Raw genomic sequence first — 23,467 nt, forward strand, 5'->3', positions numbered from 1 at the left:
ACACTTCTTGGTTACTTAACGAAAATCATCCATTGAAACAGCGAGCCGGCTATTTTTCCTAGAACGATTGCCATCAGCAGCCAAAGAAGATGGTTTTCCATACCGATCCGTTTCGCCAATAAAGGAAAAACATTCAAAACTTCCGTCAAGGCAGCTGCCAGCATTCCTATGAATATCCCATGGAAAGCCCCCCATACGATTGTTATGAATAAAGATAAATGGAGCGATACGCCGACAAAGGAAAGATATGTCCCGAATAAAGCGCCGAACGTCACGCCTGCTTCATATGTTTTTACGAAGGCTTTCGTTTTGCTTAATTGCACGAGGCGGGGAATGATCCCCAGTACAGTCAAAAAAGCGACAAATCCGGTTCCTACAATTAGTCCAGAGGCTAAACCGATGAATATCTCAATGAGGATGATGTGAACCATGCTCTTTATTCAACTCGTTTTCATGGTAAGTGACATAACTGTCCAAATCCTGTTGGTATTTAAAAATTTCTACTTCCAACGGGCTAGGTTCCTCATTGAATCGTTTTTTAAATAGGTGGTTGAAAAAAAGGATCATCCCGATGCCCAATCCGAATGAATAAGGGATTTGCAGCCAGAGCGGATATTCATTTTTCTCCCCTGTCAATAAGTAATGCAGATGCTGCTGCACTTCCTGCATGCTGACATCATAATGAAAATTCATGATCGCCATTGCCGACCCTATAAATAGCAACAACCAAATTAACGTAACAAGTAACAGTGGAACGTTTTTCCGCTTTTTTTCAATCATTAATATCGTTTGAGCAGCACCTATATGTTGAAATTCCAGATTAGGGTAGAGCACGGTCAATTTATCTATAACAGTGAAAACGTCAATCACCGATACATTTTGATCTTCAGGGGTCACTTGATAAATATGGGTTTCACCTATTTTTTCCTTATCTTGTGCTGTTCCTGACAGCACAGCGATATCCTTAAGCAGGACAGTCGTATGTTCCGTCACATTCAATTTCTTTTTCAATCTCAGATATACAATGCCTTCCAAATCAGCCACCTCCACTGTCGGATTCCTTTTTATTATGGATAACCGGTTCCTTAAACATGCATGAACAGCATAAAAGCGCTGGAAGATGTAACAAAGAGGGAAAAATCAATTGGATTCCTTTGGATTAAAAATAACTAAAACCAACAGTTTAAGTGGAAATAAGAGGTAGCAGAAGTACAAAAAAAGCAGATGAGAGTTGGTAAATGTCAGAGGATATCTTAAACATTAATTACTCGACAAAGTAAAAGCCCCCAGTATAACTGGCGGCTGATTTCATTTAATGAACTGAAAACGCATAAAAAATATAACTACGACATAGTTTGAATGCGTCTTCCTGACTTCTTACTTTTGTAGAGTTGGAGTTCGACGCTGCGAAAATACCCTGCGCTTTCCGCGGGCGGCTGATGAGCTTCCTCGAGCTGACGCTCTGCGGGATCTCACCGAGGCCTTTCCTCCCGCGGGAGTCTCCGAGTATTTTCTTCGCTAGGAACAGCATTTCTGTTTAGAAACGCCTCGAAATTTTTTTATTCATGGTACTCTATGCGCCGTATCATCAATTCACATAGCTGGGAAAACAGGCAGAAAGTCCAAGAACAGGAGAAAAGACGGGAACTCCAACTGTCTTTTATGAAAAAAAGCAACTATTTCCTGACAATCGTTTTTAAGATGGCTTGATGGTTCTCAAGGAAAAAGTCTACGCTTCCGTTAATCAGCCTGCTCCTTAGCGCAGGGAGCATACGCAGACTCCTGCGGGAACAGCACGAGCTGAAGATCCACTTGGTAAAGCGGTTTTCTTTACCAAGTTAGCTGAAGCCGTGCCCGCGGAAAGCGAAGTATGCTACCGAAGCGGTGGGTAACACCCTTTTTGAATAGGCAATGGAACTTACCATACAACAAGGGGCTTTTCTAAACGCCTATCTGGTCTTTTATATATTGCAGGATCCGTTTCTCAAGCCGTGATACTTGCACTTGAGAAATCCCAAGCCGTTCTGCCACTTCTGATTGGGTCTGATCCTTATAATAACGGAGATAGACAATCAGTCTTTCCCTTTTTTCCAGATTCCGGATAGCGTCCTGTAATGCCATTTTATCAAACCATCTTGTATCAGTTTCGGCAATCTGGTCTAAAAGTGTTATCGGATCGCCATCATTCTCATAAACCGTTTCATGGATGGAATGAGGCAGTTTGGACGCCTCCTGAGCATGGACAACTTCCTCTGGAGAAATCTCCAACTTTTCAGCGATTTCACTAACGGTCGGTCCCCGCCCCATCGCCTTGGTCAATTCATCCTTTGCTTTTCGTATCTTGTTACCTGTTTCCTTCAGGGATCTGCTTACCTTTACACTTCCATCATCCCTTATAAATCGTTGGATTTCTCCAATGATCATAGGGACTGCATATGTGCTAAAGCGTACATCGTAAGACAAATCAAACTTGTCAATGGATTTCAGCAAGCCGATACAACCAATCTGGAACAAATCATCTGGGTCATAACCACGGTTGATGAATCGCTGTACAACAGACCATACCAGCCTGACATTACTCTCCACAAGTTGGTCTCTTGATAGTTGATCCCCTTCCTGACTTTTCAGAATCAGTTCTTTAACCTGTTCATTTGTCAACGGGTCTTCTTTATGCGTTTTTTTCAGCTCTATTTTCATAGGCATCCCCTTAATTGCACAAGGTTTTACTCTTCTTTAGTTGTTTGTACAACTTAAGCGTGGTGCCCTCTCCGGGATGCGAAACAACTTCAACCTTATCCATAAAATTTTCCATGATGGTAAAGCCCATACCCGAGCGTTCCAATTCCGGTTTTGATGTGTACAATGGCTGTACCGCTTCATCGATATCGGGAATGCCTATTCCTGCATCCCTGATGATTAATTCAATTTCATCATCCTCGATCGAGCAGCTGATATAGATCTTTTCGTCCTGCCGGTTTTCATATCCGTGAATGATAGAATTGGTGACTGCTTCAGAAACAACGGTTTTCAACTCCGTCAGTTCGTCCATTGTGGGATCCAGTTGCGCTATGAAAGAAGCCACTGTCACACGGGCAAATGCTTCATTTTCGCTGATACTGGTGAATTCCAAATGCATACTATTTTTCATGAAGCCACCCCCAGTCGAAGTAAAGCGTATTCTTCACTTTCTTCCAAACGGATGATTTTAAATAGCCCGGACATATCAAACAACCGTTTCACTGCAGGGGATATTGAACAAACGACCATCTCTCCTCCCAATTGCATCACTTCTTTGTACCTCCCCAAAAAAACTCCCAATCCAGAGCTGTCCATGAAACTTAAATCTTCTAAATTCAATATTACATGTTTGGCATTATTTTCTCTGATTGCCTGCTGCCACTCTTTTTTTAATCGATCCGAAGCATGGTGGTCAAGCTCACCCGAGAGACGAACCAATAAAACATTCTCTTTGGTTGTGAATTGTGCGTTTAGACTCACTACTGATTCCTCCTTACTGTTTCTGTAGTGAATCTTTTCTTTACGGAACGATTTAAATCCTGCCAGGTGACAAAAGAAGTGCCGGTTCGGTAAAACAAGCAAAAATCATTGCTTTTTCAACATGGTGTGGAATGTCCTTTTGAATAACTGCAAATAGCTGGCATGGTCTACGTTTTCCTTCACAACCAGCGGAGTTTCGGACAATACCTTTCCGTCATGGACAATTTCTACTTTCCCCACTGTATCTCCCCTTTTCAAAGGAAGTGCAATGTCCTCCTGCATGACCACTTTTGTCTCTATATTTTCCAAAGGTTTTCCTTTTTTATAAATCAACGAAATCGGTTCTTCTGTCACAACATCGATCGACTCATTCGCCGCTTTTAATAATTTCAGTTTTGAAACCGGTTGGTTGCTCTTGAACAGCTGTTTCGTATCAAAATGATTAAAAGCGTAATCAAGCATTTGCGTGACATCGCTATTTCGGTTTTTCGTCGTGTCCGCACCCAAAACAACTGCAACGACTCGCATATCATTCTTCTTAGCTGTAGCAGTCAAACAATATTTCGCTTCAGATGTATAACCGGTTTTCAACCCATCAACTCCCGGATAGAATTTGACCAGTTTATTTGTATTGACGAGCCAGAATTCATCTTCCGTTCCTTCACGAAGATAACCATCATAAATGCTTGTGTACTCTGTTATCTCTTCATGTTTCAACAGTTCCTTTGCCATGACCCCCATATCATAAGCAGTGCTGAAATGCCCATCAGCAGGAAGTCCGGTGGGATTTTGAAAGCGTGTATTTTCCAACCCCAGCTGTCTTGCTTTATCATTCATCATTTTGACGAACGCTTGTTCGCTTCCGGCTATTCTTTCTGCAAGTGCGACACTTGCATCATTGCCGGAAGCTACGGCAACTCCCATCAATAGATCCTGTACTTTCATTTCTTCTCCTGCTTCCAGAAAGATTTGCGACCCGCCCATCGATGCTGCATAATCACTCACTCTCACCTTTTCATCCAATTTGATTTTCCCTTCATCCAAAGCTTCCATTATAAGAATCATGGTCATGATTTTCGTCATGCTCGCCGGCGGCAATTGCTTATGAGCATCTTTTTCATATAAGATTTTTCCTGTATCTCGCTCCAACAAAATTGCTGATTGCGAATTCTCCGCGAGATTCAGCTGATCCTCTGTTGTCTGTTCTTTATTTTGTTTAGCTTTATTTTCCTCAGCCATCATATTGACCGGCAAAACGGCGGAGAAAAACAACAAAAAAGCTAGTAACAAGATTGTTTTTTTCATAGCAATACCTCCAAATGTTAGTATTGTTATTTTTTCCATATGTCGGACAATTTATAACAAAAAAATGCGCCGGAACTAAAGCATGGCTCCATAGAAAAAAACCGAACGAATTGGTAATCGTTCGGTTTACTATGAAGGAAAGAAAATATATTCAGAGATGTCCAGCTCCAGCATCTACCTGCTAGAGGTCTTAAGCAAGGTTTCTGCGTGTCAAGAGACCGCCACTTCAAGTCCTGCCTGAGCTGATCCAACACCCCATGGTGGCCATGCAGGCGTTGTTAGAGGGACGGGGGCACTTTTGCCTTACTCCTAGAAACAGTCGCTTGCATTTTTCTGTATGGCTCTATGCTTTTTTTTGCTGCTTTTTACTTGATTACTTCATATATCAGCTGATGCTTAACAGGCTGGTCTTCCGAAATTTTGTACGCTTCTTTTACTTTGGTTAAAGAGTCTTCCGGATCAGGATGCTCGCTATGCAGAACGGCTATTGTTTCTCCCTTTCCAATTGAATCACCTATTTTTTTATTAAGGGTTATTCCTACTGCATGATTGATTTTATCGTCTTTGGTCGCCCTTCCTGCACCTAAGTACATTGCAGCCACACCAATCGATTCGGCATCTATTTCCGTAACATACCCTTCTTTGTCCGATATAACCTCGACATGGTGCTCGGCAGCCGGCAGGCGGGATAAATCATCGATCATCGATAAATCCCCACCTTGGGCGGAGATGAATGTACGGAATGCTTGAAAAGCCTCTCCGTTATCAAGTTTCTGCTCAAGCGCCTGGTAAGCTTCCTCATAAGATGAAAAAGCACCCGCCAAAACAGTCATATGTGCCGCCAATTCTAGACCGAGATTTCGTAAATCCTCCACTTTTTTCCCTTGAAGCACTTCTGCCGCTTCTTTGATTTCATTGGCATTACCGACTTCATAACCAAGCGGCTGATTCATGTCGCTTATGACGGCAATCGTATTCCGGCCAAGTTTGTTGCCGATGTTCACCATTTCTTGTGCCAAAGCTTTTGACTCGTCCAATGTTTTCATAAAAGCACCGGAACCTGTTTTTACATCCAACACGATACTATCCGCTCCGGAGGCAAGTTTTTTACTCATGATCGAACCAGCGATCAAAGGAATGGAGTCCACCGTACCTGTTACATCCCTCAATGCATAGAGCTTTTTGTCTGCCGGGGCTAGATTGCCGGTTTGTCCTGCTACAGAAAGCTTATGCTTGTTGACATTCGAGATGAATTCCTCTTTGCTCATCTCGATATGGAAACCGGCAATCGATTCCAGTTTATCCAAAGTTCCACCTGTATGGCCCAGTCCTCTTCCGGACATTTTCGCCACCGGTACTCCCACAGAAGCAACCAACGGTCCGGTTATAAAGGTTATTTTATCACCGACGCCTCCAGTGGAATGTTTGTCCACAATATGTCCCTCAATCGCAGATAAATCGATAGTGTCTCCTGATGCTGCCATCGCTTCAGTAAGAACAGCTGTTTCATCAGCACTCATGCCTTTAAAATAAATTGCCATCATTAAAGCAGCTGCTTGATAGTCCGGAATACTGCCGGCGGTATATTCTTCTACAAAAAAACGTATTTCCGAATCCGTTAACTCCTGACCATTCCGTTTCTTCTGTATTATATCGACCATTCTCATTAGTAATCACCTTTTTTAATTTATCATGGTAACGTGTTGACTATTTGTTTAACAAAACTCAAGAAATCCTGACGCACGCGTTCTGTCGTCTCGATCACTTCCTGATGGGACAATGGCTGATCCAGAATGCCGGCTGCCATATTGGATATACAGGAAATACCAAGCACTTTGATTCCCATGTGTGCTGCTACGATTACTTCGGGCACAGTGGACATTCCGACAGCATCGCCTCCCAGTGTGCGCAGCATTCTCACTTCTGCCCCTGTTTCATAAGTAGGTCCTGTATTGCCGACATATACTCCTTGCTGGATAGCCAAATTTAAATCTTCCGCACATTTACGGGCGTGTTCCAGCAATTCTCTATTATAAGCTTGGGACATATCTGGAAACCGGGGTCCTATCTCTTCGTCATTCGGTCCTATCAACGGGTTTGTTCCCATGTTATTGATATGATCCTCGATCAGCATTAAATTGCCCGGCTCGAATTGTTCATTAATTCCACCGGCAGCATTGGTGACAAGCAATTTTTCCACACCCAACAGCTTCATGACACGGACAGGAAACGTCACCTGATCCATCCGATATCCTTCATAAAAATGAAAACGTCCTTGCATAGCAATTACTTGTTTGCCCTCAAGACGGCCAGCAACCAGCTGTCCCTTGTGGCCTGAAACGGTTGATTCGGGAAAGTGAGGCACCGACTTATAAGGAATAACGACAGGGTTTTCTATTTCATCTGCAAGCACTCCTAGTCCAGATCCAAGAATCAGACCGATCGTCGGTTTTTCTTGCAATCTCGCTTCGATAAATTCTGCTGACTCCTTCATTTCTTTGCTCTTCATTTTTTCTCCCTCCTATTGACTGATTTCCTTCAGGAAGCTTTGACCGTGCTGAGGAAGTTTGATACCAAAATTATCGGCAACAGTCGCTCCTATATCGGCAAAAGTCTTTCTGATTTCGAGTTCGCTTCCATTTTCAATTCCAGTATGGTAAACAAGTAAAGGGACATACTCTCTCGTGTGATCGGTACCGTGATGAACCGGGTCATTTCCATGGTCAGCAGTGATGATCAGCAGATCGTCGCTTTTCAGTTTTTCAAAAACTTCCGGCAACCGGGCATCATAACTTTCCAACGCTTCTCCATACCCTTGAGGATCTCTACGGTGACCGTATTTCGCATCAAAATCCACCAAATTCAAAAAGCTGAGTCCATGAAAATCTTTGTCCATCGAGTCCAGGAGCTTGGTCATCCCGTCGTCATTGTCAACTGTACGAACCGCTTCGGTCACGCCTTCCCCGTCATAGATATCGGAGATTTTACCTAATGCTATCACGTCCAGTCCGCCATCTTCCAGTTCATTCATCACGGTTCTTCCGAAAGGTTTCAACGCGTAATCATGTCGATTTGAAGTTCGTTCAAATGCTCCAGGCTCTCCTACAAACGGACGGGCGATAACCCGGCCCACCATGTATTTTTCATCTAGTGTCAATTCACGTGCAATTTCACATATCCGATATTGTTCCTCTATCGGGACAACTTCTTCATGGGCTGCAATCTGGAGGACAGAGTCTGCAGAAGTATAAACAATCAACGCTCCCGTTTCCATATGCTCTTTCCCGAGCTCTTTGATTATTTCGGTACCGGAAGCAGGTTTGTTGCCGATAATTTTCCGGCCAGTTTTCTCTTCTAGCTCCGAAAGCAATTCATCAGGAAAACCCTCTGGGAAGGTACGGAATGGCTGTTGGATGTTCAACCCCATGATTTCCCAGTGTCCCGTCATTGTGTCCTTTCCATTTGAAGCTTCCTGCATTTTTGTATAGTGCGCTTTTGGTTGGGCTGCTTTGGATATACCCTTTATTTCCCGGATATTGCTTAAACCAAGTTGACCCATGTGAGGCATGTGGAGCCCATCCATATGCTCTGCGATATGCCCCAGCGTATCTGCCCCTTCGTCATTGAATTTTTCCGCATCAGGGGCTTCTCCGATCCCTACAGAATCCATAACAATTAAAAAAACACGCTTAAATTCCTTCACAACGATCCCTCCTATGTAGATTATTATGTAGATTACTTTCCCTTAAATATCACCAATTATGCCACAAACGAAACGATGTAGGATGTCAGACAACTAAGTAAAACGTTAAGGGGAAGATATTTTCCGGACAAGCTTGCAGCACACTACATCTGATTCTTCACAAAAAAACAAAATGTCAGGCTCTCGGATGGTAAGCCTGATAAATATCCTTCAATCTTGCTTTTGTTACATGCGTATATACTTGCGTCGTCGATATATCGGCATGTCCCAACATTTCCTGGACTGATCGTAAATCGGCTCCATTTTCCAGCAGATGGGTTGCAAAAGAATGCCGTAATGTATGAGGAGTGATTTCCTTTTTTATACCGGCCTCTCTGGCAATCGCTTTCAATACCTTCCAAAAACCTTGTCTAGTCAACTGGTTGCCGTGATGGTTTACAAACAGAGCATCAGTAGCTTTCCGATTCAACAATTCAGCACGTGCAAATTCGATGTATTTTTCCACTGCCTCGCTTGCTACATTGCCTAAAGGAACAATTCTTTCCTTGGATCCCTTTCCAAAACATCTGACAAAACCCATGGTAAGATGAAGATCGGAAACCTTCAATGAAATCAACTCACTAACCCGTAAACCGGTGGCATACAGCATTTCCAGCATGGCTTTATTACGGATGGCAAGATTGTTTTTTTCCGGTATATTCAACAGCTTGTCCACCTCTTCGGAAGACAGGACTTTGGGAAGCTTTCGCTCTTTCTTCGGTGTTTCGATATGTAAACTTGCATCTTTGCTGATCCCATACTCTCTGACTATAAATTGATGGAACAGCCTTATGGAGGACAAAGTACGGGCTATCGTCGCTGATGATTTGCCATTATCCTTCAGATAATACAAGAATTGCATGATGTGATGGCGATCAACCGTTTCCCATGCCTTCACATTCTGGCTATCGGCGATGAATGACTGATATTGCCTCAAATCTCTTTTATAAGATTGCAGGGTATTTTCGGATAAACCCCTTTCAACTGTAAGGTAATGGAAGAAATCATTCATTTCATCTTTCATCTTTGCTTCTACTCCCCTAAACGAAAAAATATCGACAAACGTTCCACCCACCCCTGGTCATCCTGGTTAAATACTTTAACCGCTCTTCCTTCCGGCGGATCATAACGGTGATAATCCTGATACTCTGCATGCATCGCTCTTAAACCGAAGTAGAATAAGAGTGTGCAAGCTGTAAAAATAATGAATATTTTCAACGCATCTTTAATCAGCAGCAATGCGGGTTTCATCGGCATATCCCCTTGATCTTAATAATAGGTTTTCTATTAATAAAGATATGCCAAAAAAACAGGAAAATATACGTCAATTTAAGATTAACAGATTCTTCACCCAGACAAAAGTATTTCCATGCGGATTTAAGAGGTTTGTGCTTTTTCAGCCGCTTCCAACTGACAATTCCTGCACACTCCATGGAAGGTCAGTCGATGATCTTTCACCTGAAAACCCCAGTCGTTTTGGACGATTTTTTCAACATCCTCCAATAAATCATCTTCGATTTCCTCCACAGAGCCGCATTCCATGCAAACAAGATGGTGATGAAAATGGGCGGCGCCCTCTTTTCTTAAATCATATCTGGAAACGCCGTCTCCAAAATTTATTTTATCTACTATTTTTAGTTCTGATAACAATTCTAATGTGCGATACACAGTAGCCAAGCCTATTTCAGGGGCTTTTTCTTTGACAAGAAGGTAGACATCCTCTGCGCTGAGATGATCCTCCTCCCGTTCCAACAGAACGCGTACGGTGGCTTCCCGTTGAGGGGTCAATTTATAACTCTGTGCGTGCAGTTGTTTTTTTATCCGGTCGATTCGATGTTCCAAGTCCCATCCCTCCCTCATAATACCAACTTTATTATAAGCAGACATGGAACCAGTGTCAAATTATAATAATTATAATCTGTTATTTGTAATTAGTATAATTTGATATTAACTATTGATAAATCCATTCTATCACCAACTGCATGGCTGGTTTTGAAACAAACGATTCCACCAATGAAGCCACGGCTATAAATAGAAGAAGCGTTACAAAAGACATGCTGTATTTCGCAAAAGGTTGCAAAATCGGCTGCTGAGATCGCCGGGTGAATAACTTACGTAACAATGTCAACGAAAAAATCATGGCAAGACTCCCGGCTATCAAGTACACAGGGATGATCAACAAATTTTGCGGTGCAATGGAAGCTGCGGCAAATAAAAGTCCTTTCCATCCCATTTGATTGACAAAAAAACCAACAGAAAATCCGACTACCAGCCCTTTCACAAACAACATGATCCAAATCACCGGAAGCCCAATGATTGACAAACCTAATATAAATAGCAGAAGCAAGTATTTCAAGTGGTAAAAAACACTCGATTTAAGGACTTCTTGACTGTCCGCTACCGTTCCATCGATCATTTGGCCAAAGAACCGATCGAGATAAAAGAATAAATCCTCCCTTTGTACAAAATTCATACTATTAACGATAACGGCGCCGAATATGATGCCGATCAAAAACAGGATCAGCATGAAAAAATAAATGGCTGCATGTTCTCTTATATGGTTTGCGATCAGGTTCCGGTTTTTATACATAATATCCCCCATCATCTAATTGATAGTTTTGGTTATACTTCAACTCTATGAGGGACGATGGACAATTAGACCAAAAAATAGAACCGATTATGGCAGCTTGACTTTCCCGTACTTGCCTCCCCCGCCCGGTTCAGCCTGCAGATTCCCTTCTCTCATGGTAATGATGGCTTCTGCAAGTTTTTCGGACACCACTTCTTTTAACGCTTGTTTACTAGCATGATGCAGTATGTTCATTTCTGTTCCGAAAACACTAAGTAACTTCTCCAACGTTTTGGGGCCGAGACTCGGCAAATACTCCAATGGGACTTGATGAACGTACGGCGGTCTGGAAGGATAGGTATCAGCGTCGGCCAGTTCGCCGATTCGATCAGCTACCCCTTTCACCCACTTGTCGCTTCCACAGTTTTCGCAGATTGTTCCCTCTTCAACAGGCTCGGTACAATTCAAACATACTGATTCGTGATATTTTCCGAGTAGCGGGTTCATCCCATAGTTGGCAGTTATTTTCCTTCCTCCGATTTGATGCAACGCCCAGCTTAGTTCTCGAAAAGAAGGACTTTCCAGATGCATTTTTTGATATTCCCTGCCGATTTTAGCCAGCGAATGAGCGTCCGAATTTGTCAAAAAAGAAAACGGATGCAGTTCCTCAATTCGATCAGCCATTTTTGTATCGGAACTCAACCCGAGTTCAATCCCATCTATTAAATCCTGATCCAGCACTTCTGTCAGCGACCGTTTTACTCCTTTTCCGTATAAGCTTTTAAACGGAGTGAAGACATGGGCGGGTATGAACAAGCCTGCTAGTTCTTTCACTTTGTACTGCAATTGCTTGGCAGTTCCGTAATATCGTTGGGAACTCAGATGGATATTGGTCACTCGCTCTTTCAACCATTCAGTGAATGCCTTCATGCTTTCCAAATCGGGGAAAAAACAAAGAACATGCATCGGTCCTTGACAAAGCGAATCATAAACCTCCACTTCCGAACCAAGAATCAATGTGGTGCGCTCATACTGAATACCGCCATCTGCCAAGGGTCGTGCACCGCGATCGGCAATCAACTCTCTCAATTCCGATTGGACAGCGGGGACATGACTGTCTATGACACCAACCAAATCCATACCCTTATGCCTGCTCGCTTCTATCAAGATGTTCGACAAAGTCAGCGACTTCGCTCCCGTTATCTTTACCGGTTTATTGAACATGTCACGGCCGATATGGATGTGCAAATCGGCAAAGTAACTAGACAGCGCCATTTCATTTACTCTCCAGGCTTCGTAAATACAGGACGGCATAAGCCGTTTTCACATCATGGATCCGCTGCTCTTTGACCAGTTGCTCTGCTTCTTCAAGACTCAGTTCCAGTATCTCGACAAATTCATCTTCATCGCCTGCTACCTTTTCTTCTAACGGAATAAGGTCATTGGTAACATATAAGTGGATGATTTCATCAGCAAAACCTGGAGAAGTATAAAAAGAAGTAAGAAAACTCAATTCATTGGTGGTAAAACCTGTTTCCTCCTCCAGTTCCCTTTTGGCAGTGGTTTCCGGTTTTTCACCTGGTTCCAGTTTGCCGGCAGGAATTTCTACCAGTGTCTTTTCCAGTGGTTTCCGATACTGCTCGACAAAAAGGATTTTATTATCCTTTGTCACCGGGATAATTGCCACCGCACCTGGATGTTTTACTATTTCACGTTTAGATGTTTTTCCGTCGGGCAAAACTACTTCATCTACTTGAAGCTTGACCACTTTTCCATTGAATATTGACTCTGATGCTATTGTTCGTTCTTCAAATTTATCCATGCTTATCCTCCTAGTAACTTATTTCAATGCTGGATTCCACTCAACCCTGTATGGAGCAGTATGCAGACTTTTTATCGGAATGGGCAGCACTCTTCCAACTAAGGAAAGGAAAGGCTGCATTGGTCCTTGATATATCAGTTGTAAAGAAAAGACGAAAAATCAACAAAGCAGTGCTATCAAATTTCAGAGCATAAATAGTTTAACATAGATTCCTCTCTCGATTCTTCTCATTTGTCATTCAGCCGTCCGTTTTCTTAGAATAGAAACTAAACAGAACCAGGAGGAGATGTAATGGATAAAAGGCAAATCGGCAATTCAGACCTCTTTGTTTCCCAAATAGGCCTTGGCTGTATGTCCTTGGGCACAGATGAACAAAAAGCCAGATATATCATAGACGAAGCCCTTGATTCAGGAATCAATTACTTGGATACGGCAGATTTATATGATTTGGGGAAGAACGAAGAAATCGTGGGAAAATCAATTAAAGGGAAAAGGGATCAAGTTATCCTCGCTACAAAAGTCGGAAACCACTTCAATGAGCAAAAAGGTGACTGGTTCTGGGATCCTTCCAAGGATTACATCAAAACAGGTGTAAAAGAAAGTTTACGTAGACTCGGGACAGACTATATCGATTTGTATCAACTGCATGGCGGGACAATAGATGATCCAATCGATGAAACCATCGAAGCTTTCGAGGAACTAAAACAGGAAGGAGTGATCCGTTATTATGGAATTTCTTCCATTCGCCCAAATGTCATCAAGGAATACGCAAAGCGCTCCTCGATCATCAGTGTAATGATGCAGTACAGTTTGCTGGACCGCCGGCCAGAAGAACAAATACTTGATTTTCTGCACGCACACGACATCAGCGTGCTGGCGAGAGGGCCGCTTGCTAAAGGGATGCTCAGCGACAAAGCGCAAGACAAAGTGGAAACGAAAGGAAAAGAAGGATATTTGGATTATAGCCTTCAAGAACTACAAGAAATCACAAAAAACGTAAAGGATTTCACCGGACCAGGCCGGACAAAAACGGCGCTCGCCCTCCAATATGTCCTGCAACACCCCGCTGTGGCATCAGCGGTGTTCGGCGCAAGCAGTACACAGCAGCTTCGGGATAATTTGGCCATTCAGCATGCCGAACCATTGACTGGAGAAGAACTTAAAAACCTGAAATCCATCAGCAAACCGGTTCAATATGCGCAACATCGCTAAAAGACTCGGACAAAAGAAATGAAAACACTGAAAACCGAACGATTTCGAAAGCTTGGCTATCGAATCCTCGTTCGGTTTTTTGGTTTTCGGTACTATTCTTACTGTACGTGTTGGACGTGGAGAACCAGAGATTATTGGAAAGTCACTTTGTCCAATTATTTAAATTGATGCCAGTCAAGTTCACTGTCATTCAACAATTCTTCAAAGCTTTTATTCGCCTCTTTTCGTTGTCGCTCCTTGATCCTTCTCTGTTTTTCCTGTTCTTGCTTAGCCTTTTCCTCGTTTTTCAATTGTTGTTTCTTAGTCGATAACTGGTGTACTAAATCAGGATTCAATCGTTCCTTTAGTGAATGGTCATCATCATTCAGTCTCTTCCGGCCCATTAGACTGCCACATCCTTTTTAAGTTCTCCTGGAGAAATGAACCCGTTCAAAATTCCTTGGGGGCTGGTCAAACGGAATGTTTGCTGGTTAAAATCCAAGGTCATTTCTTTTTCAAAAAAAGTCGCCTGCTGCGGGTGGATGATGACCGATAGTTGTTCACTTGTCACGCTCAGGTCGTCCGCATGTTTAGATTCACGCAGGCGGATCGTAGGCACTCCATTCACGCCACAGCATCCCTCTGTATCATAATAAATTTGCAGATAGGTTTGTCGATCAGTATTCATCTCTTGATACAACCGGTTCAGTGCAGCCTCTGTAATTGTCAAATGCATGGGCGCACACCTCCTTTAATAATACATAACCATTATAACAATCACCTGAAAACAATTCATTTCAACCGAATTATTTTTTATTGAATTGTTTCTTCAACAGCTTCTCCATCCATCCCGGCGAAATATGGTAGAGCCTGCTTCCGAATTCCATCCACCGAGGCAGGTTGATTTCTCTCTTTTTCTTAAACAAGTTGCTTACAATCTGATCGGCTACCCTTTCCGGGTTCAACATGTACCTTTCAACCGACTTCCGGTAATGTCCGGAAGGATCGGCATGATCGAAAAAACGCGTGGAGATCGGACCAGGATTAACAGTTGTAATCCAGATTCCCTTTCCTTCCACTTCCAGTCTCAACGCGTTGGAGAAACCGACAACGGCGTGCTTGCTCGCGCTGTATACCGACGATTTCGGGGTAGCAAGTTTACCAGCCTGCGAGGCAATATTTACGATATGGCCGGTATTATTATTCAGGAAGTGCGGCAATATTTTGTGGACGGTTTTAATCAAAGCTGTCACATTGAGCTGCAGCATGTTTTCAATATCTTCCCAGCGGGCATCCGCCAAATAGTCGAAAACGCCAATCCCTGCATTATTGACCAATCCATGAATCTGCTGGTGCTGAACCATTATGTCTTCGAACAATCCATCCAATTGCTCGATTTCCGTCAAATCTGCCGGATAAAAAGGGATGGTTATCCCATGTTTTTCCCCCAATTCTTCAGACAGCCTCCTTAATTTCGCTTCCGATCGTGCAATCAGGATCGGAATGCCGTCTTGTTCAGCTATCTTAAAGGCAATTTGTTCACCTAAGCCACTTGACGCGCCGGTAATGAGTAACTTTTTCTCAGCAATTCTATCATTCACGTCTATCACTCACTTTTTATTTGAAACTTCAAGATGTCGTTTTCTTTTATTCTTTCGATTTTATGGCAATCTTCCAAATAGTCAAGCTGGCCGATTGTTTCTGACATAGTCAGCCCGAATTCCCTTTCGATTTGATTGGGGAATAGCTGTTCACATACTTGGAAGGCCGTTTTAGCCCCTTCTTGCAGAATGTCTTTCACCCGTTCCGCCCGTAATGCTTGTTTCTCCAGCCGTTTATCAATCAAAACAGCGGCATCTGAAAAAATAGGTCCATGTCCAGGGTACACGGTATGTATGTCCAGTTCTTTACAGCGCAACAGGGCTTTGCGATATTGCAGCATTGGTTTCGGCCGCTCCCGACCTTGTTCAACCGGCGGTTCCAGTAAAGGATTCGAGGAAATATGGGAAAGTAAATGGTCTCCTCCGACAAAAGCCCCGGTTTCTTCCTGGTAAAAGGATAAATGACTTTGGGCATGGCCAGGAGTTTCGATTACCCGGTACTCCTCATGGCCCGGAAGCCGGTCTCCCTCGAGGAGGGAATCTGACAGTTCCCCTTTACCCGCAAAGCGAAGAGGCGCACGAAGCGTTTTTAAAAATGCTTGGTAGGATTCCGGTACTCCCGATTCTTTGTACAAGTCATAAAAAAATTGTTCATATCGTTGGAAATATGCTTCCTCCCGTTTAAGCCAGACATCGTTCAAAGGGTGTCCATATATGGCTTTTAACCTGGGGAATTCATCTGTAAACCCGATATGATCTGGGTGATGATGAGTCAAAATGAGCTGTTCAATATCGTCTGGATAATAACCATGCTTTTTCAACCCAGCCAGTAAAGCTTCCCAAGCTTGCTTTGTCTTTGTACCGGCATCGATTAACGTCAAAGCATCCCCTTTGATCAGGTAAAGGTGAGCATCCCCGACTGCAAACGGAGTCGGCACGGTGATTTGATGGATAATTGCTTTCGACATAGTAAAATCCCCCAAACTGAATGGCCATTCATTTCAGTGTTCATTTTACTCCTTTCTCCTTTGAAAGTCATCCGTTTTGCAAAATGATAAGTGGCATATTCCGAAAGATGGCGGTCAAAGCAAAAGTCCGGACGGTGAATGATTCACCGTCCGGACTTACGGTTGTATATTTTAAAATAAATTTCCATCTATCTTGAAAATTTTTCGCTGCATAGTGCCACTCCTATATACTTCTGGAAGGTGTTCCTTTGCCGCAGGATTCTGCTCGACCGGAAAAAGTCATCCGCTTCACCAAGCAAATCTTCAGTTCCCGCTTTTGGATGAATGCGGTGAATCACCCCGACAACAAAAGCATGAGAAATATACCTAAGAAAAAAATTCACCTTCTTTTGTTGTTTCTCGGCTTCTTTCATACTCTATTTCCTATTACCAGTTTGATGTTTGATTCCCGTCACTTAGCCTTTGCTCCGGAGCAGGGATTGGATTGCAACCTTTACGATTTCAGGAAGGTAACCGAAACTGTAGGTCAATTCCAGTCGCTCTGTCCATTGATGCGGATCTTTACCCAACGGACCGACATTCATAATCGGCATCGTAATTTGCTCCATTACATCTTCGGGTAGTTCAAATCCTTTATTTTGTAATGGCATGTTTCCAGTCAACGGAGACAAGCTGCTATCTGAAGCTACCGGACCGATATAACTTAAGTCAGACAAGCCAGGAAAATATTCCACTGTTTTCAACGGGATACCAAAATGATGGCTGACATAATCCCTCACTGTTCCCGCCGTAGCGGCTATGTAGTCGTCATGATGAGAGGTAACAGCTGGATAAAACGGAGGACTATAGAACAAGACGATCATCGGAGCGTAATCTTTACATAGCGCTGCCAGCTCCTGAACCAACAACGTTGAAAAGTCTCTGTCGCCGGTATCCCTTTTTTTCATCAATAAATTTTGTCTCCGTTCCACTTCTTCTTTGCCAAACTGCTCAACAGCAAGTTTATAAAGTTCCTCATAGTGAAATACCTTCACCTTGAACTCCGGTTTGACGAAGTCTGCAGTCATACGGGCGTATTTCTCAACTTTTTCATCGTAATGGCGTTCGATAGCTGCAGCCGCCTTCCGGGCGGCAAGAAACAACTTTTCGTTTATTGTTTCAATGGATTGCTTTAGATAATGCACGTTATACATCGAAACAGCAGAAACGGGTGTCTGGACGGAATATTCTTTCTTTAAATCGCGTTGCATTAAACTGACTGGAGGCGGCGTAACTTCCTCTCCCACTTTTTCCACAAAGTCCTCATTCAATTCCAGCTCTTCAGACAAGAAACCAATCATCAAATTGGCGTTCAGTCCGGCAAACGGTTCACCTACATGGGTTTCTTTTCCAAAACATAAAAACCCAGGTAGCACTTTGCCTATCGAACCGGTGTACATATAATGGTTTTTGTCGCCGGGATATTTACTGAACATCGGCTCTCCGTTAAGACATGCCCGATAGCGCAGTCCGTGTTCATCCCGCAGTCTTTTCAACACCGGCAGAGCTGTTATCATTCCGAGAGAATTCACTTCCTCATCCGGCACCGTAAGCAAAAGGATGTTTCCATCAAATTCACCCGCAATTGCTTTTTCGACCATTGACATATGTACCGCCAAACCGGATTTCATATCCATGGTTCCCCTGCCGAAAATCCATTCTCCGGCTTCATCCAAGTCTTTTTGAACAAGCTCTGGAAGGTCTGCTTTACGTTTTGTCAATTCTGCTGTCAATTCCCGTGGGTGGAAGGCAAGATTCCTTAAGGATCCATAGTCCTCGATTCCGACAACATCAAAATGACTGAGCAAGATAACCGTTTCCGCTTCTTCCTTCTGTTTGACCAATGCGGTCAGTAACTGCCGTCCATCTTTCAATGGATGGAGGCTCAGTAAACCAGGATTGGTTTTAAAGTACTCTTTCTGCCGCAGTGTATAAAACAAATGCTCAGCCAAAGCCAGCTCATCTTCACTGCCGCTGATACTTGGATACCGCACTAATGAATAAAGTAATTCTGTCAATTGCTCCTTCGTCTGCCATTCTTGCATACAGTCCGCTCCTTCCTTTTACATTGACTTTTCAACAGAAATAACACACAATTTAACCATACTTACAGGATGAGGTGAAACGAGTGAAAACGCTAGTGTATGCCCATCGCGGCGCTAGTAAACTGGCTCCCGAGAACACCATGCCCGCTTTTCAGCTTGCCTATGAAATGGGTGCGGAAGGCATCGAGACAGATGTCCAGTTATCCAAGGACGGCATCCCTGTTCTGATTCATGATGAGTCGGTGAAGAGAACGACTAACGCCGTCGGCTTTGTCCAAGATTATACATTCGAACAGCTGCAAAAGCTAGATGCTGGCTCGTGGTTATCAGAAAAATTCGAAAATACCCCGATTATTTCGTTGGAAGAATTCCTTATCTGGGCTCAGCCAAAGCAGCTTCAATTAAATATTGAATTGAAAAACAACGTAATTGACTATGACCATATGGAAAAAAAAGTCTACGACTTGTTATGCAAATATAAACTCGTCAATCGAACGACGATTTCCAGTTTCAATCCAGTCAGCATCGAACGGTTCAAGCAAATCGATAGTAAAATTGCAACTGCTCTGTTAACATCTCAGAGAATAAATGGACTGGTCGATTATACGGCAGGACTTGGAGCGAAAGCCTTACATATTAAATACCGTTTACTGAACAGTAAGGTGGTCGAACAGTGCCGGGAGAATGATATGAAACTCCGTATTTATACAATAAATCGTAGTGGAGCAATGAAAAAGTGTTACCAACTGAAAGTTGACGCTATTTTCACAGATCTCCCCGATAAAGCAATCGAACAGCGCCGCTTATTCGGGCAAATGAATCAACAAAATTAAATCAATCGGGAGGTTTAAATAATGTCTACCAAGCTTTTTACCCCTATTACATTCAAGGAAGTCACCTTAAAAAACAGAATCGTCATGTCTCCGATGTGCATGTATTCTTGTGAACCAGAAGATGGAACCGTCCAGCCTTTCCATATTGCCCATTATGAATCCAGAGCCGCTGGACAAGCGGGATTGGTGATGGTAGAAGCCACTGCCGTCCAACAAGCTGGACGTATTTCCGCCAAAGACTTGGGTATCTGGGAGGACGGCCATATCGAAGGGCTGAAAAAAATCAGCGACAGGGTCCATGCACATGGCGGAAAAAGCAGCATTCAACTGGCACATGCCGGAAGAAAGGCTGAGGACGAAGAAAAAAGTTATAGTGCCAGTGCGCTTGCTTTCAATGAAAGCTATCAAACCCCTGTGGAAATGAGCATGCAAGATATCGCCGATACAGTGGAAGCCTTCAAACAAGGTGCAAGCAGAGCGAAACAAGCCGGATTCGATATCATTGAACTACACGCTGCACACGGTTATTTGATCAATCAGTTTTTATCCCCTTTGACCAATAACCGGAACGACCAATATGGTGGAAATAGCGAAAATCGGTACCGTATTTTGGAGGAAATCATTGAGGCGGTAAAAACGGTCTGGGATGGTCCGATTTTTGTACGAATTTCTGCTAACGAATATGCAGAAGGCGGCAACTCCATGGAAGACTTTGTTTATTTTGCAGAACAGATGAAGAAGCAAGGAATCGATTTGATCGACTGCAGTTCAGGCGGAGTCGTACCTGCCAAAATCACTGCATATCCGGGCTACCAAATTCCGGGCGCTGACACGATCAAGCATCAGGCGGATATTCCCACAGGTGCTGTAGGATTGATTACAACGGGAATCCAGGCTGAAGAAATTTTGCAAAACGATCGGGCAGACTTGATTTTTCTTGCCCGTGCACTATTAAGAAACCCATACTGGCCTAAGGCTGCTGCCGATGAATTAGGCTATACGATCGAAGCACCAATACAATATCAACGCGGCTGGAGGTAAGTTGGGAGGAATATCATGGATGTAATATTTTTAGGAACAGGGGCAGGCCTGCCTTCGAAAGAAAGAAATGTATCGTCCATTGCTCTGCGCATGTTGCAGGAGATGCAAAGCATCTGGCTTTTTGACTGCGGGGAAGCAACTCAGCATCAAATTCTGCATACACCGATCAAACCCAGGAAGATAGACAAAATATTTATTACACATTTACATGGAGATCATATATATGGGCTGCCAGGCATGTTAAGCAGCAGATCCTTTCAAAGCGGAGAAACACCCGTGACGATTTTCGGACCGAAGGGGCTCAAGGAATTCATCGAAACAAGCTTGCGTGTGAGCGGCACGACCCTTACGTATCCGTTAGTCGTGGAAGAAGTCAGCGAAGGGCTGCTATTTGAAAATGAATTGTTTCAGGTCACAGCCAAAAAATTGGCCCATGGCATAGACAGTTTCGGATACCGTGTTACAGAAAAAAAACGTCCAGGGGAATTGCAGCCAGCAAAACTAAAAGCTGCCGGTATCGAGCCAGGTCCCGTCTATCGACAAATCAAAGAAAAAGAACAGATAACCTTGGCGGATGGAAGAATAATCTTTCGAAATGATTTTATCGGTCCCGACAAACCGGGACGCACCATCACCATTCTCGGAGACACAAGGTACCTTCCAGAATTAAAAACTTTTGCACAAGGTTCGGATTTGTTAATCCATGAAGCGACCTTCAAAGGGGACGATGAAGCCTTAGCGTTTGACTATTTTCATTCCACCACCCGACAGGCGGCCAGGCTTGCGAAAGCAGCTGCTGTTGATAAACTTGTTATGACCCATATTTCATCCCGTTATCAAGCCGATATGCTGGAGCAACTGCTAGAGGAAGCGAGAGAGATATTTCCAAACACTGCTCTGGCACAAGACTTTTATCAAGAAGAAATTCCACAAAAATAAAAAGCACGTTAGGGAACGTGAATGATAATCAACCTCCCTAACGTGCCTATTTTTTGATTATGTGAGCGTTTTCGTCCTGATTCCCTCTCCTTCCTTCAAGTTGACAAAGCATTACCCTTGATAAAAAAGTGTTTCGCCTACCTTTATATGGGTATATAAAGGAGTGAAATAACGATTTATCGAAAAGGATAAACAACTATTGAGAAAGGAAGAAGAAATATGTGTCAACACTTCAAAGAACATATACATCGAACCGGATCGAAAGAAAAACAGTCGTACAGCACTACCTGCCAGGAATGTTTTCAGGAAATCTTGAAAAACCCGGAAATTTTGAAAAACATCGATCAAACCGCTTGATCAATAAATCGCCAAGCCCGACTTGTAGAGAGACTATCGGTTTTTCTACAAGTTTCTCCCCCGTTTTTAAAGGTATATTATTTAAAGGGCCTCGACCACCATTTCCTATTCTTCGTTTGTCCTGTTCCTATCCCTATAATCATTCAAAAAATCTTTTTGGAAACTGGTCCGCGGTTCAATATCCAGTCCCTTTCCACCCAGATTTTTGAAAGGGTTTTTTCCGTATTTTTCAGTCAACTCGTCGATTGTCTTGTAAAGTTTTTCTTTACTCGCTTCTTTTTCATACGTAAATAAATCAAGCTGTTGCGCAATATCTTTTTTCTCCGCCACATCCTGCACAGTAATACCCAACAATCTAACAGGCTCTTCATTCCAATGTTTTTCAAATAAATCCATGCTTACTGCCAAAATTTCACTCTCATTATCTGTATAATCCGGGAGTTTTCGGCTTCTCGTTATAGTTTTGTAATCGTGGTATTTGACCATGATTTGAATCCCCCGCCCTACAGCCTGCTTTCTCTGCATTCTTCTGACTACATTCCTCGTCAAACGGGAAAACAACTGCCTGATTTCTGTATAATCCGTTGTGTCCTCCGGCAGGGTTTCTGAGCTCCCGATACTCTTGAACTCATGCACCGCATCAGGATCAACTGGACTGGTATCCATACCTTTAGCACGATTCTGCAACCGTTCTCCATTTATGCCCAAAATCCGTTTTAGCTGCAAGGCATCAGCTTCTACCAGATCCTTTATGGTGAAAATATTCATTTTATAAAGTTTTTCAGCCGTTTTGCTTCCAATTCCATACATTTCTTCTATAGCCATGGGCCATAGCTTTGCAGCTAAATCCCTTTTCCGCAAAACTGTTATTCCCATTGGTTTTTTCATATCCGAAGCCATTTTGGCGAGGAACTTATTCGGCGCTATTCCGATACTGCAGGGCAAATCCAATTCACTCTTTATTCGGTTTTGAATTGATGCAGCGATTTCCAAAGGAGAACCTAAATGCTGGCAGTCGGTAATATCCATATAGCCCTCATCTATCGACACAGGTTGAACAAAAGAAGTGATGTCTGACAGAATATTAAACATTTCCCTTGAAGCCGTTCGGTAACGGTCGAAATTCGGCCGCATCACCAATAGCTCCGGACACAGTTTTTTTGCTTCCCATAAGGGCATCGTGGTTTTAACACCTTTTTTTCTGGCTTCGTAACTGCTGGTAACGATGATCCCTTTCCGTTCTTCCGGATTTCCGGCAATAGCAATGGCCTTTCCTTTCAATTCCGGATTATAAGCCATTTCAACGGACGCATAAAAACTGTTCATATCGACGTGAAAGATAACACGTCCTTTTTTGGGATACCATTTCGACATAACCTTCACCCTCTAACAGAACGGTTGTTCTACTCTTTTTATTATAGCACATTTTGCCTGGTGCAGACTTCTCTAGCCCATCCGCGGAATATTGTCAATTATTGAAACCCTTTGAAAGGATGGTTCGTATAAGTTAACAGAAG

At 43.1% G+C, this 23,467-nt stretch carries 25 protein-coding genes; 4 read left to right on the top strand and 21 right to left on the bottom strand.

Annotated features, from left to right (window positions below; genetic code table 11):
- Positions 1–11: 11 nt before the first annotated feature.
- The 15 genes from ABVF09_RS04005 to ABVF09_RS04075 form a co-directional block, all read right to left on the bottom strand.
- Positions 12–431: a stage V sporulation protein AB gene (locus tag ABVF09_RS04005; RefSeq protein WP_026570068.1), complete on the bottom strand. Its 420-nt coding sequence runs from the start codon at positions 429–431 to the stop codon at positions 12–14.
- Complete coding sequence (locus ABVF09_RS04010) at positions 409–1,035, bottom strand: stage V sporulation protein AA (protein ID WP_026771226.1); 627 nt, start codon at positions 1,033–1,035, stop codon at positions 409–411. The genes ABVF09_RS04005 and ABVF09_RS04010 overlap by 23 nt, the downstream gene beginning before the upstream one ends.
- 906 nt (positions 1,036–1,941) lie before the next feature.
- Positions 1,942–2,697 carry an RNA polymerase sporulation sigma factor SigF gene (sigF, locus tag ABVF09_RS04015; RefSeq protein ID WP_026570066.1) on the bottom strand — a complete coding sequence of 252 codons (756 nt, stop codon included), beginning with the start codon at positions 2,695–2,697 and terminating at the stop codon, positions 1,942–1,944.
- A gap of 10 nt (positions 2,698–2,707) precedes the next feature.
- Complete coding sequence (gene spoIIAB, locus ABVF09_RS04020) at positions 2,708–3,148, bottom strand: anti-sigma F factor (RefSeq protein ID WP_026570065.1); 441 nt, start codon at positions 3,146–3,148, stop codon at positions 2,708–2,710.
- Positions 3,145–3,498: an anti-sigma F factor antagonist gene (gene spoIIAA / locus ABVF09_RS04025; protein WP_026570064.1), complete on the bottom strand. Its 354-nt coding sequence runs from the start codon at positions 3,496–3,498 to the stop codon at positions 3,145–3,147. The genes spoIIAB and spoIIAA overlap by 4 nt, the downstream gene beginning before the upstream one ends.
- A 105-nt stretch (positions 3,499–3,603) precedes the next feature.
- Positions 3,604–4,803 carry a D-alanyl-D-alanine carboxypeptidase family protein gene (locus tag ABVF09_RS04030; protein ID WP_371068673.1) on the bottom strand — a complete coding sequence of 400 codons (1,200 nt, stop codon included), beginning with the start codon at positions 4,801–4,803 and terminating at the stop codon, positions 3,604–3,606.
- Positions 4,804–5,168: 365 nt separating this feature from the next.
- Positions 5,169–6,470: a pyrimidine-nucleoside phosphorylase gene (locus tag ABVF09_RS04035; RefSeq protein ID WP_026771223.1), complete on the bottom strand. Its 1,302-nt coding sequence runs from the start codon at positions 6,468–6,470 to the stop codon at positions 5,169–5,171.
- A 23-nt stretch (positions 6,471–6,493) separates the two neighbouring features.
- Positions 6,494–7,312 carry a purine-nucleoside phosphorylase gene (locus ABVF09_RS04040; protein ID WP_026771222.1) on the bottom strand — a complete coding sequence of 273 codons (819 nt, stop codon included), beginning with the start codon at positions 7,310–7,312 and terminating at the stop codon, positions 6,494–6,496.
- A gap of 12 nt (positions 7,313–7,324) precedes the next feature.
- A complete protein-coding gene (gene deoB / locus ABVF09_RS04045; RefSeq protein ID WP_026570060.1) occupies positions 7,325–8,506 on the bottom strand; it encodes a phosphopentomutase in 1,182 nt (393 codons plus the stop codon).
- 175 nt (positions 8,507–8,681) lie between these two features.
- Positions 8,682–9,569, bottom strand: coding sequence for a site-specific tyrosine recombinase XerD (gene xerD / locus ABVF09_RS04050; protein ID WP_026570059.1), 888 nt, complete (start codon positions 9,567–9,569; stop codon positions 8,682–8,684).
- Between the two features lie 8 nt (positions 9,570–9,577).
- Entirely contained in the window at positions 9,578–9,796 is a 219-nt protein-coding gene (locus ABVF09_RS04055; protein WP_026570058.1) for a YqzK family protein, read from the bottom strand.
- A 126-nt stretch (positions 9,797–9,922) separates the two neighbouring features.
- On the bottom strand, positions 9,923–10,387 hold the full coding sequence (gene fur, locus ABVF09_RS04060; RefSeq protein ID WP_026570057.1) for a ferric iron uptake transcriptional regulator: 465 nt from the start codon (positions 10,385–10,387) through the stop codon (positions 9,923–9,925).
- 109 nt (positions 10,388–10,496) lie between these two features.
- Positions 10,497–11,135, bottom strand: coding sequence for a stage II sporulation protein M (gene spoIIM / locus ABVF09_RS04065; protein ID WP_026570056.1), 639 nt, complete (start codon positions 11,133–11,135; stop codon positions 10,497–10,499).
- 87 nt (positions 11,136–11,222) lie between these two features.
- Positions 11,223–12,389 (bottom strand): endonuclease Q family protein, encoded by a 1,167-nt coding sequence (locus tag ABVF09_RS04070; protein WP_371068674.1) that lies wholly within the window; start codon positions 12,387–12,389, stop codon positions 11,223–11,225.
- Between the two features lies 1 nt (position 12,390).
- Entirely contained in the window at positions 12,391–12,936 is a 546-nt protein-coding gene (locus ABVF09_RS04075) for an NUDIX domain-containing protein (protein WP_026771220.1), read from the bottom strand.
- Between the two features lie 291 nt (positions 12,937–13,227).
- Here ABVF09_RS04075 and ABVF09_RS04080 point away from each other — a divergent pair, with 291 nt between their 5' ends.
- Complete coding sequence (locus tag ABVF09_RS04080) at positions 13,228–14,148, top strand: aldo/keto reductase (protein WP_026570053.1); 921 nt, start codon at positions 13,228–13,230, stop codon at positions 14,146–14,148.
- A 155-nt stretch (positions 14,149–14,303) separates the two neighbouring features.
- Here ABVF09_RS04080 and ABVF09_RS04085 read toward each other — a convergent pair whose 3' ends face one another.
- From ABVF09_RS04085 to ABVF09_RS04105, 5 genes are all read right to left on the bottom strand, one after another.
- Positions 14,304–14,531: a YqkE family protein gene (locus tag ABVF09_RS04085; RefSeq protein WP_026570052.1), complete on the bottom strand. Its 228-nt coding sequence runs from the start codon at positions 14,529–14,531 to the stop codon at positions 14,304–14,306.
- On the bottom strand, positions 14,531–14,863 hold the full coding sequence (locus ABVF09_RS04090; protein ID WP_026570051.1) for an iron-sulfur cluster biosynthesis family protein: 333 nt from the start codon (positions 14,861–14,863) through the stop codon (positions 14,531–14,533). Before ABVF09_RS04090 ends, ABVF09_RS04085 begins: the two co-directional genes overlap by 1 nt.
- Before the next feature lie 70 nt (positions 14,864–14,933).
- Positions 14,934–15,728 (bottom strand): SDR family NAD(P)-dependent oxidoreductase, encoded by a 795-nt coding sequence (locus tag ABVF09_RS04095; protein ID WP_371068675.1) that lies wholly within the window; start codon positions 15,726–15,728, stop codon positions 14,934–14,936.
- Between the two features lie 5 nt (positions 15,729–15,733).
- On the bottom strand, positions 15,734–16,696 hold the full coding sequence (locus ABVF09_RS04100; protein WP_371068676.1) for an MBL fold metallo-hydrolase: 963 nt from the start codon (positions 16,694–16,696) through the stop codon (positions 15,734–15,736).
- Positions 16,697–17,151: 455 nt separating this feature from the next.
- Positions 17,152–18,780 (bottom strand): M20/M25/M40 family metallo-hydrolase, encoded by a 1,629-nt coding sequence (locus ABVF09_RS04105; RefSeq protein ID WP_026771216.1) that lies wholly within the window; start codon positions 18,778–18,780, stop codon positions 17,152–17,154.
- Between the two features lie 83 nt (positions 18,781–18,863).
- Here ABVF09_RS04105 and ABVF09_RS04110 point away from each other — a divergent pair, with 83 nt between their 5' ends.
- Genes ABVF09_RS04110 through rnz form a run of 3 tightly spaced genes read left to right on the top strand, consistent with a single transcriptional unit; the run spans position 18,864 to position 21,593 of the window.
- A complete protein-coding gene (locus ABVF09_RS04110; protein ID WP_371068677.1) occupies positions 18,864–19,613 on the top strand; it encodes a glycerophosphodiester phosphodiesterase in 750 nt (249 codons plus the stop codon).
- Positions 19,614–19,634: 21 nt separating this feature from the next.
- Positions 19,635–20,654, top strand: a complete 1,020-nt coding sequence (gene namA, locus ABVF09_RS04115) for an NADPH dehydrogenase NamA (RefSeq protein WP_371068678.1) — start codon at positions 19,635–19,637, stop codon at positions 20,652–20,654.
- A 15-nt stretch (positions 20,655–20,669) separates the two neighbouring features.
- Positions 20,670–21,593, top strand: coding sequence for a ribonuclease Z (gene rnz, locus ABVF09_RS04120; protein ID WP_371068679.1), 924 nt, complete (start codon positions 20,670–20,672; stop codon positions 21,591–21,593).
- Positions 21,594–22,055: 462 nt separating this feature from the next.
- Here the strand turns inward: rnz and ABVF09_RS04125 are convergent, their stop codons facing one another.
- Entirely contained in the window at positions 22,056–23,324 is a 1,269-nt protein-coding gene (locus ABVF09_RS04125) for a DNA polymerase IV (RefSeq protein ID WP_026771213.1), read from the bottom strand.
- Positions 23,325–23,467 lie beyond the last annotated feature (143 nt).

The organism is Sediminibacillus sp. JSM 1682029, assembly GCF_041366435.1.
Taxonomy (GTDB): Bacteria; Bacillota; Bacilli; order Bacillales; family Amphibacillaceae; genus Sediminibacillus; species Sediminibacillus terrae.